At 68.9% G+C, this 6,097-nt stretch carries 7 protein-coding genes and 1 pseudogene; 1 reads left to right on the top strand and 7 read right to left on the bottom strand.

Going from position 1 to position 6,097, the window contains the following annotated elements; genetic code table 11:
* Nucleotides 1–276: 276 nt before the first annotated feature.
* From JHN45_RS49630 to JHN45_RS49645, 4 genes are all read right to left on the bottom strand, one after another.
* On the bottom strand, nt 277–756 hold the full coding sequence (locus JHN45_RS49630; protein WP_201056049.1) for a MarR family winged helix-turn-helix transcriptional regulator: 480 nt from the start codon (nt 754–756) through the stop codon (nt 277–279).
* A 366-nt stretch (nt 757–1,122) separates the two neighbouring features.
* A complete protein-coding gene (locus tag JHN45_RS49635) occupies nt 1,123–1,542 on the bottom strand; it encodes a hypothetical protein (RefSeq protein ID WP_201056051.1) in 420 nt (139 codons plus the stop codon).
* A gap of 928 nt (nt 1,543–2,470) precedes the next feature.
* Entirely contained in the window at nt 2,471–2,851 is a 381-nt protein-coding gene (locus JHN45_RS49640) for an MmcQ/YjbR family DNA-binding protein (RefSeq protein ID WP_201056053.1), read from the bottom strand.
* Nucleotides 2,848–3,243: an MmcQ/YjbR family DNA-binding protein gene (locus JHN45_RS49645; RefSeq protein ID WP_201056055.1), complete on the bottom strand. Its 396-nt coding sequence runs from the start codon at nt 3,241–3,243 to the stop codon at nt 2,848–2,850. The genes JHN45_RS49640 and JHN45_RS49645 overlap by 4 nt, the downstream gene beginning before the upstream one ends.
* Nucleotides 3,244–3,495: 252 nt before the next feature.
* Between JHN45_RS49645 and JHN45_RS49650 the strand changes: the two genes are divergently transcribed.
* A complete protein-coding gene (locus tag JHN45_RS49650) occupies nt 3,496–4,341 on the top strand; it encodes an AraC family transcriptional regulator (RefSeq protein WP_201056056.1) in 846 nt (281 codons plus the stop codon).
* A 39-nt stretch (nt 4,342–4,380) separates the two neighbouring features.
* Here the strand turns inward: JHN45_RS49650 and JHN45_RS49655 are convergent, their stop codons facing one another.
* From JHN45_RS49655 to JHN45_RS49665, 3 genes and pseudogenes are all read right to left on the bottom strand, one after another.
* Nucleotides 4,381–4,740, bottom strand: a complete 360-nt coding sequence (locus JHN45_RS49655) for a cyclophilin-like fold protein (RefSeq protein WP_201056057.1) — start codon at nt 4,738–4,740, stop codon at nt 4,381–4,383.
* Entirely contained in the window at nt 4,737–5,801 is a 1,065-nt protein-coding gene (locus tag JHN45_RS49660) for an alcohol dehydrogenase catalytic domain-containing protein (protein WP_201056058.1), read from the bottom strand. Before JHN45_RS49660 ends, JHN45_RS49655 begins: the two co-directional genes overlap by 4 nt.
* Nucleotides 5,802–5,873: 72 nt before the next feature.
* Nucleotides 5,874–6,097, bottom strand: a pseudogene (locus JHN45_RS49665) (carboxylesterase/lipase family protein); the annotation flags it as partial.

Consider the following 6,097-nt stretch of genomic DNA (forward strand, 5'->3'; position numbering starts at 1 on the left):
ACGTCATTGGGAAGTCTCCTCTTCCATCAGGTTGGTGGGCGGTGGCTGCAGGCATAGGCGCCTGCGTGTCGGCTGGGCCAGGGGGCCGACTGCGGTGGCGGATCCGTAGTGCATCTCGCCACCACGTGCCGCGCCCGGAACAGCCGGTACAGGGGAGGTGATATGGCCTGGCTGGAGGTGGTCGTGCCGCATGCGGGACGGTGTGCACCCCAGTCCGCGTGCCCCTTTTTCATGTGCGGTGTGGCGTACGGGGGTCCGGGGTGCACACCGGGGGAGTCAGGTGGACTCTTCCTCGGGCAACGCGCGGCTGCTGATCGCGTCGGTGATGGCGTAGGCGGTCTCGACGAAGGACTCCGCCTGCTGCTCCGACAGATTCCGGGCGGTGGTCTCCTCCAGGGCCTGCCACAGGGCCGTGATGGGCTCGCGCATCGCCCGGCCCTTGTCGGTGAGGTGGACCACCATGACGCGCCGGTCGTGTGCGGCCGGCTCGCGGATGACCAGGCCGGCGTCCTGCATGCGGCGTAGCGCCTTGGAGAGGGTGGAGTGGTCCACGCCGAGACATTCGATCAGCTCGGACTGGGACTGGCCGTCCCGGTCGAAAAGGTGCATCAGCACCAGTTCCTGTCCGGGATGCAGGTCCATCTCGCGCAGCAGAGCGGCAGCGTAGGCGCGGTGGGCGCGGGCGAGTTGGAAGATCGCGTAGCTCATCGGTCCTGCGTCGGCCGTCGTGGGGATGCGGGGTTCGGGGGTGGGCATGGTTCGGTTCCTCGGCCAGTGTGGGTGGCGTAGTCGGTGCAGTCGGCCGCTCCGCCGCCTGGGGAGGCGGTGGGCGGGCGTGCTCAGCCGACGGTCAGGACCGCGCTTGTCCCGCACGCTCAGCGTCGCTGGCTGACTGGTCGAGCGGGCAGGTACTGACGGTGGTGACGAGCTGCCGGCTACGGGAGCTTGCGACTCAAGCTGCCCATTGTGCGGGGAGTCGGACGATCGCCTGGCTGCAGGGCTTGCGCCGGCTGCGGATCCGCTGGGAACGACACGACGACATCCACGAAGCCTTCCCCGGCTTCGCCGCCTGCCTCACCACCCACCGCCGCGTCCAACGCCCAGTTCCGTGAGACGTCTTTGTCAGGACTTCTTGAGCCAGCGTTGCAGCGCCTCGGGCACGTTCGTCGGATGTGAGCTGAAGCTCAACCGGATGTCGGGCTGGAGGTCGATGAGCACGTTGACGATCCGTTCGAACAGGACGGTGTACTCCGGGACGTTCTTGATGCCGCCGCCGATGAGCACCACCCCGTATGAGTGCGCGTCGAACAGCCGACGCAGCTCGGCCTCGGCCTCGTCGGGGTCCAGGCTGACATATCCCGCCTCGCCGTCGATGCCTGTCGCCTGGAGCGCAGCCCAGCTGCGCTCCCTCATGGCGACCAGCTCTTCGAGCGTCGCGACCCCCGGCGGGAAATCGTCCGCGGAAAGCGCATCAGAGGTGATGCCGAGGGTCAGCACGCGTTGATTGATCGGAGGCTTCACTAGAGAGTTCTCGTGGGACATGGGGTCTCCTCAGTTCTGCGGGGGAAGTTCAAGAGAAAGCGTGGCTAGCCACATGATTACCGTAACAGCAATCGTGTGGCTAGCCAAGTATTCGTAGGTGCGGGGCGGAGGTGGCCACCTCGGCGCGCTTCGGGGTGCGCCGGCCGCTTCATAGCCGAACGCCGCGAGCGTCAGAGTGTGCCCGTACCTCAGATCGCCCAGAAACCTGTCATCACAGGTCAAGAACAAGGGCCAGTGATCCTCGGTCGCCGCTCGACACACTCGCCGAGGCCGCAAGCGCGCGAGTGGAGTGCGCAGTTCGCACCGACAGACAGCCGATCCGCTGCCCAGGTACCGGCACCGACTCCGCGAGCGTGTCCTGGTAGAGGGACTGCTCCGCCTCCCGCGACGAGGGGTGAACACCGCGGCGCTGAAGGGTCAGGACGTCGGCCAGGCCCTCTCCTGTCCGTGAGGCTGGTCCGGCGAGCCGCGCCCGCTCAGCGAGAAGCGGCGAGTTTCGGAATCCGCCACGGACACGCAAATTACGCAAGCGGCCCCCGGAATCTGCGAGTTACTGGCAGAACTTGACCCATTCGAGTGGACAGCACTCCCGATTCGACAGCCGGCACGAACAGGTCGAACGCTCGATAGCTGGACGGGATCGAACCCGTCGGTACTCCGGTCGCCCGTGCGGTGTCTCCGGCCCGCCCAGCCGGCGGCACCAGGGCCACGAGCTAGCCGAGACGCGTGAACCGTCAGCACTTCAGGGGTGGCCGACTTCTCGCTCTCCTCGGATGCATCAAGCGCAAGGCGCGGCCTCGTCATGGTCGCCGTCGCGTAGACCTCGTTCGCAAGCTCGAAAGGCAGACCCGAGCGCGAGACGAGATCATCAAATGAAACACCTGTCTCCCAGGGCCTGCGGCGGTTCGGCCACGCCGGAGAAGGTTGTTCATCGGGCATCGGCGCGGTCGCGTCGCGGCAGCCGCTCGGCGACCAGGTCGTAGGAGTCCTCGACCGCGTCGGTGACCAGCCGCTCGGTGACGCCGGGTCCCGGCCCCAGTGAGATCCAGTGGCGTTTGTCGAGATAGCGGCCCGGTGTGATCGAGGCATGGCCGGGTACGCGAGCGCGGGCGTGTTCGGGCTCGCACTTGACCGTGATGATCTGTTCGTCCGGGTCGTCGGTGACACTGTCGGTGACGATCAGGAACACCTTGCCCGCGACCTTGTACACGTCGAGTCCCGGGGTGAAGGGGTAGCCGTGGCTGACGTCGGGGAGGGCCAGTGCCGCCCGGCGGGCGGTGTCCTGGAGCCGGTCACCGGCCGTGTTCACCGGGCCGCCCGCGTGCCGGTGCCGTAGGTGTGCGGGTCAACAGGCCGCTCGGCCCTGGACAGTTGGGCGACGACGAGCCGGTAGGAGTCGGTGACGAGCTCCCCGACGAGCTCCTTGTCGACGCCCTCTCCGCTCTCCAGGGTGATCCAGTGCCGCTTGTTCATGTGGTAGCCGGGGGTGATGTAGCTGTACTGCTCCCGCAGAGCGTCGGCCTCGCCGGGGTCCGCCTTGAGGATCACGACGGGACGCCCCGGGACCTCGGTCATCAGCATGAACACCTTGCCGCGCACCTTGTAGACCTCCCAGTCGGGGCCGAAGGGGTGCTCCAGCCGGGCTCCGGGGAGTTCCTCCGCGCAGTCGGCGGCGGTCTTGTGCAGGGCCGATCCGTTCATGGGTGGTGAGCCTTCTCAAGTGGTGACGGACTGTGGCGTCGAAGGAGGCGGAGGGCGCGCCGCGCGGGCGCGGTGGCACGTCCCATCCTTCCGTCGACGCCGACGGGAAGGGCGGTAGGCTGCGGACACGTGATGGTCGACAAGCGACACTCCGGGCCGAGTGGGCCAAGCGGACCGAGCGGGCAGGCCGGACCGGCCGCGGTTCCGCTGTACGGTTTCCAGCCCCCGGTCGGTACTCCGTACGGCCTTGAGGTGAGTACCGTCGAGGATTTCTTCGCCCAGCACGACGACTGGCCGTGGAACCCGCCCCGTCCTGGCCGTGCCACCTTCCACTACCTGATCCTGGTCACCGAGGGCGAGTTGCGGCACGACGTCGACTACGTCACCCGGACCGTCGCCCCCGGGCAGTGGCTGTGGGTGCGTCCCGGGCACGCGCAGTGCTGGCATGCGCCCGGCGCGGCCCGCGGCCCGTTCATCCTGTTCGAACCGGACGTGCTGCGGCCCGACCTCGCCCGTCTCCTGGCGCCGCTCACCGCGCACGAGGCCCCTGCCGTGCTCAGCCCGCACCCCGACGACACCGCCTGGCTCCAGCAGACGGCACTCCAACTCCTGGACGAACACCGCGCACTGGGGCGCCGCCCCCTCGGCATCCACCACGCCCTGCGGCGCAGCCTGCTCGAATCGCTGCTGCTGCGCCTGGCCAACTCCCCGGGCATCGCCCCCACCGGCACGGCCACCGCCGGCACCGGCCGCGCCGACAGATACGGGCGCTTCCTGGACGCCTTGGAGTTGCACTTCCGCGAACTCCACCAAGCCGCGGACTACGCCGAGTTGCTCGGCTGTTCGGTCCGCACCCTGAGCCGTGCCGCGCGGGACGCCACCGGCAAGGGAGTACGTGAACTCATCGACGAGCGGCGCCTCCTGGAAGCCCGGCGCCTGCTGGGAGGTGAACGGTGGGATGCCCGGACCGTGGCCGTCCACCTCGGCTTCACCGACCCCGCGAACTTCGGCCGCTTCTTCCGCGACCGCACCGGCCTCACCCCGGCCGCCTTCGCCGCCGGCGAGGCCACGAACGTCCCCTCTCCGCCCCCTGGTTGACGATCTCGGTTGACCATCCCGGTGGTCCCCGGTCGGGTCTCAGTCGACGGCCTCGATGGTGACGTCGACCGTGCCGTCGTACTTCTTCAAGGCATCTACCCCCGAGCCGATTTCAGCGAGGACGATGATGCCGGGGTCGGGGATGGACTGGCCGTCGTGGGCATAGAAGACGGCGATGTCGGGACCGGGTGACCAGTAGGCGATGTCGCCGACTTCGTAGCTGAACCGCGGCTCGCCGCCTGCGGTGAGGGACCGGGGCAGGTGACCGTACTTCTCGCGCTTGAACAGGTCGTTCATCTGCAGCGTCAGCGGAAGCAGCGAGGCGAAGTCGCGTGCCGTCGCGTTGTCGTCGAGGGGTGCGTCGAGGACGGTTACTCCTGCGGTCAGTCGGATTCTCATAGGGGTTCTGCCCTCCGGGGTGTTGTCGGAGTGATCGTCGGCAGGACGACGACGTGTTTGCCCGGTGTGGTGCCGGACTCGACGTCGGCCTGGGCGGCACGGACCTGTTCCAGGCCGTGGTGGACCTTCGCGACCGGGACTTCGAGGCGCCCTGCGGTGATGGCCTGGAGCTGGCGGGCGAAGACGTCGGCCGGGAGGTCGGCGGCCTGACCGCCGTAGGACGTCAGCCGCACCCCGTTGGGGATCATGAACGGGGTGAAATCGGGGATCGTCCACTGGCCCGCCAGGGCTCCGGTGAAGCAGACCGTGCCGTGCCGGCGGACGGTGCGGAGGGTGTCGGGGAGGACCGAGCAGCCCACCAGCTCCAGTACGGCGTCGACGCCTTCCGGCATCAGCTCGCTCACCCGGTCGGCGATCGTGCCGTTGTCGACGAGGGGATGGTCGACGCCCGCGGCCCGCAGTGCCCCGGTCCTCTCCGGACTGCGGGTGGTGGACAGCACGGTGGCTCCGAGGTCCTTCGCGATCGTGGCCGCGCTCAGCCCCACCGTGGAAGTGCCGCCGCGGATCAGCAGCGTCTGCCCGGCCTTGAGGTCCAGGCCGGTGGTCAGCGATCCGTAGGCGGTCTGGAACATCTCCGGCAGCGCACCGACGACCTCCCACGGCAGGTCGGTCTCGAACGGGATGACCTGCGCTGCGGGGACGGTCACGTACTGGGCGTAGGCGCCGTCGTACGAGCGGCCCATGCCGCCCATCATCGTGGCCACCTGCTGTCCCGGGCGCAGTTCGCCGTCCTCGTCGGCCTCGTCGACCATGCCGACGCCCTCGATGCCGGGCACGCGCGGGTAGGTGACCTCCGCGTCCGACTCCCCCTTGCGGGTGGCGACTTCGGACTCGTTGACGCCGAACGCCTTCACCCTGATCCGCACCCAGCCGGGCCTGCGTACGGGCACCGGCACATCCTTGATCTCCAGTGCGTCGAGGCCACCGGGTCGGGTGACGACGACGGCCCGCATCGTCGCCGGTGCGGGGTCGACGGTTGCTGCTGCTGTCGGTCGGCTCATGTCGAGTTCCCTGTCTGTGCTCGCCAACTGTGCTCGCCCCCAGGTGCGTTGTTCAGGATCGCCCGGTGGCCGTCAGGGGCGGGCGATGTTCTCGAACAGGTCGAGGACCGTCTGGTAGCGGGCGCTGGGTTCGTGGGGAGGGTTGCCGACACTTCCCGAGGTGGGCCGGTCCGTGACGGCGGGCCACATGCGGGTCCGCTCGCCGGTGACGAAGTCAAGGACGATGTCGCGGATACGCGTGTCACGCTCGGCCTGTTCAGGGCCGCGGCCCGGCCGTTCCTGGCCGACCAGGGCGT

This window comes from Streptomyces sp. MBT53 (assembly GCF_016654115.1).
Lineage (GTDB): Bacteria > Actinomycetota > Actinomycetes > Streptomycetales > Streptomycetaceae > Streptomyces.

Coding starts and splice junctions, on each gene's coding strand:
- JHN45_RS49630 (WP_201056049.1), bottom strand. CDS start 756: ATGCCCACCCCCGAACCCCGCATCCCCACGACGGCCGACGCAGGACCG.
- JHN45_RS49635 (WP_201056051.1), bottom strand. CDS start 1,542: ATGTCCCACGAGAACTCTCTAGTGAAGCCTCCGATCAATCAACGCGTG.
- JHN45_RS49645 (WP_201056055.1), bottom strand. CDS start 3,243: ATGAACGGATCGGCCCTGCACAAGACCGCCGCCGACTGCGCGGAGGAA.
- JHN45_RS49655 (WP_201056057.1), bottom strand. CDS start 4,740: ATGAGAATCCGACTGACCGCAGGAGTAACCGTCCTCGACGCACCCCTC.
- JHN45_RS49660 (WP_201056058.1), bottom strand. CDS start 5,801: ATGAGCCGACCGACAGCAGCAGCAACCGTCGACCCCGCACCGGCGACG.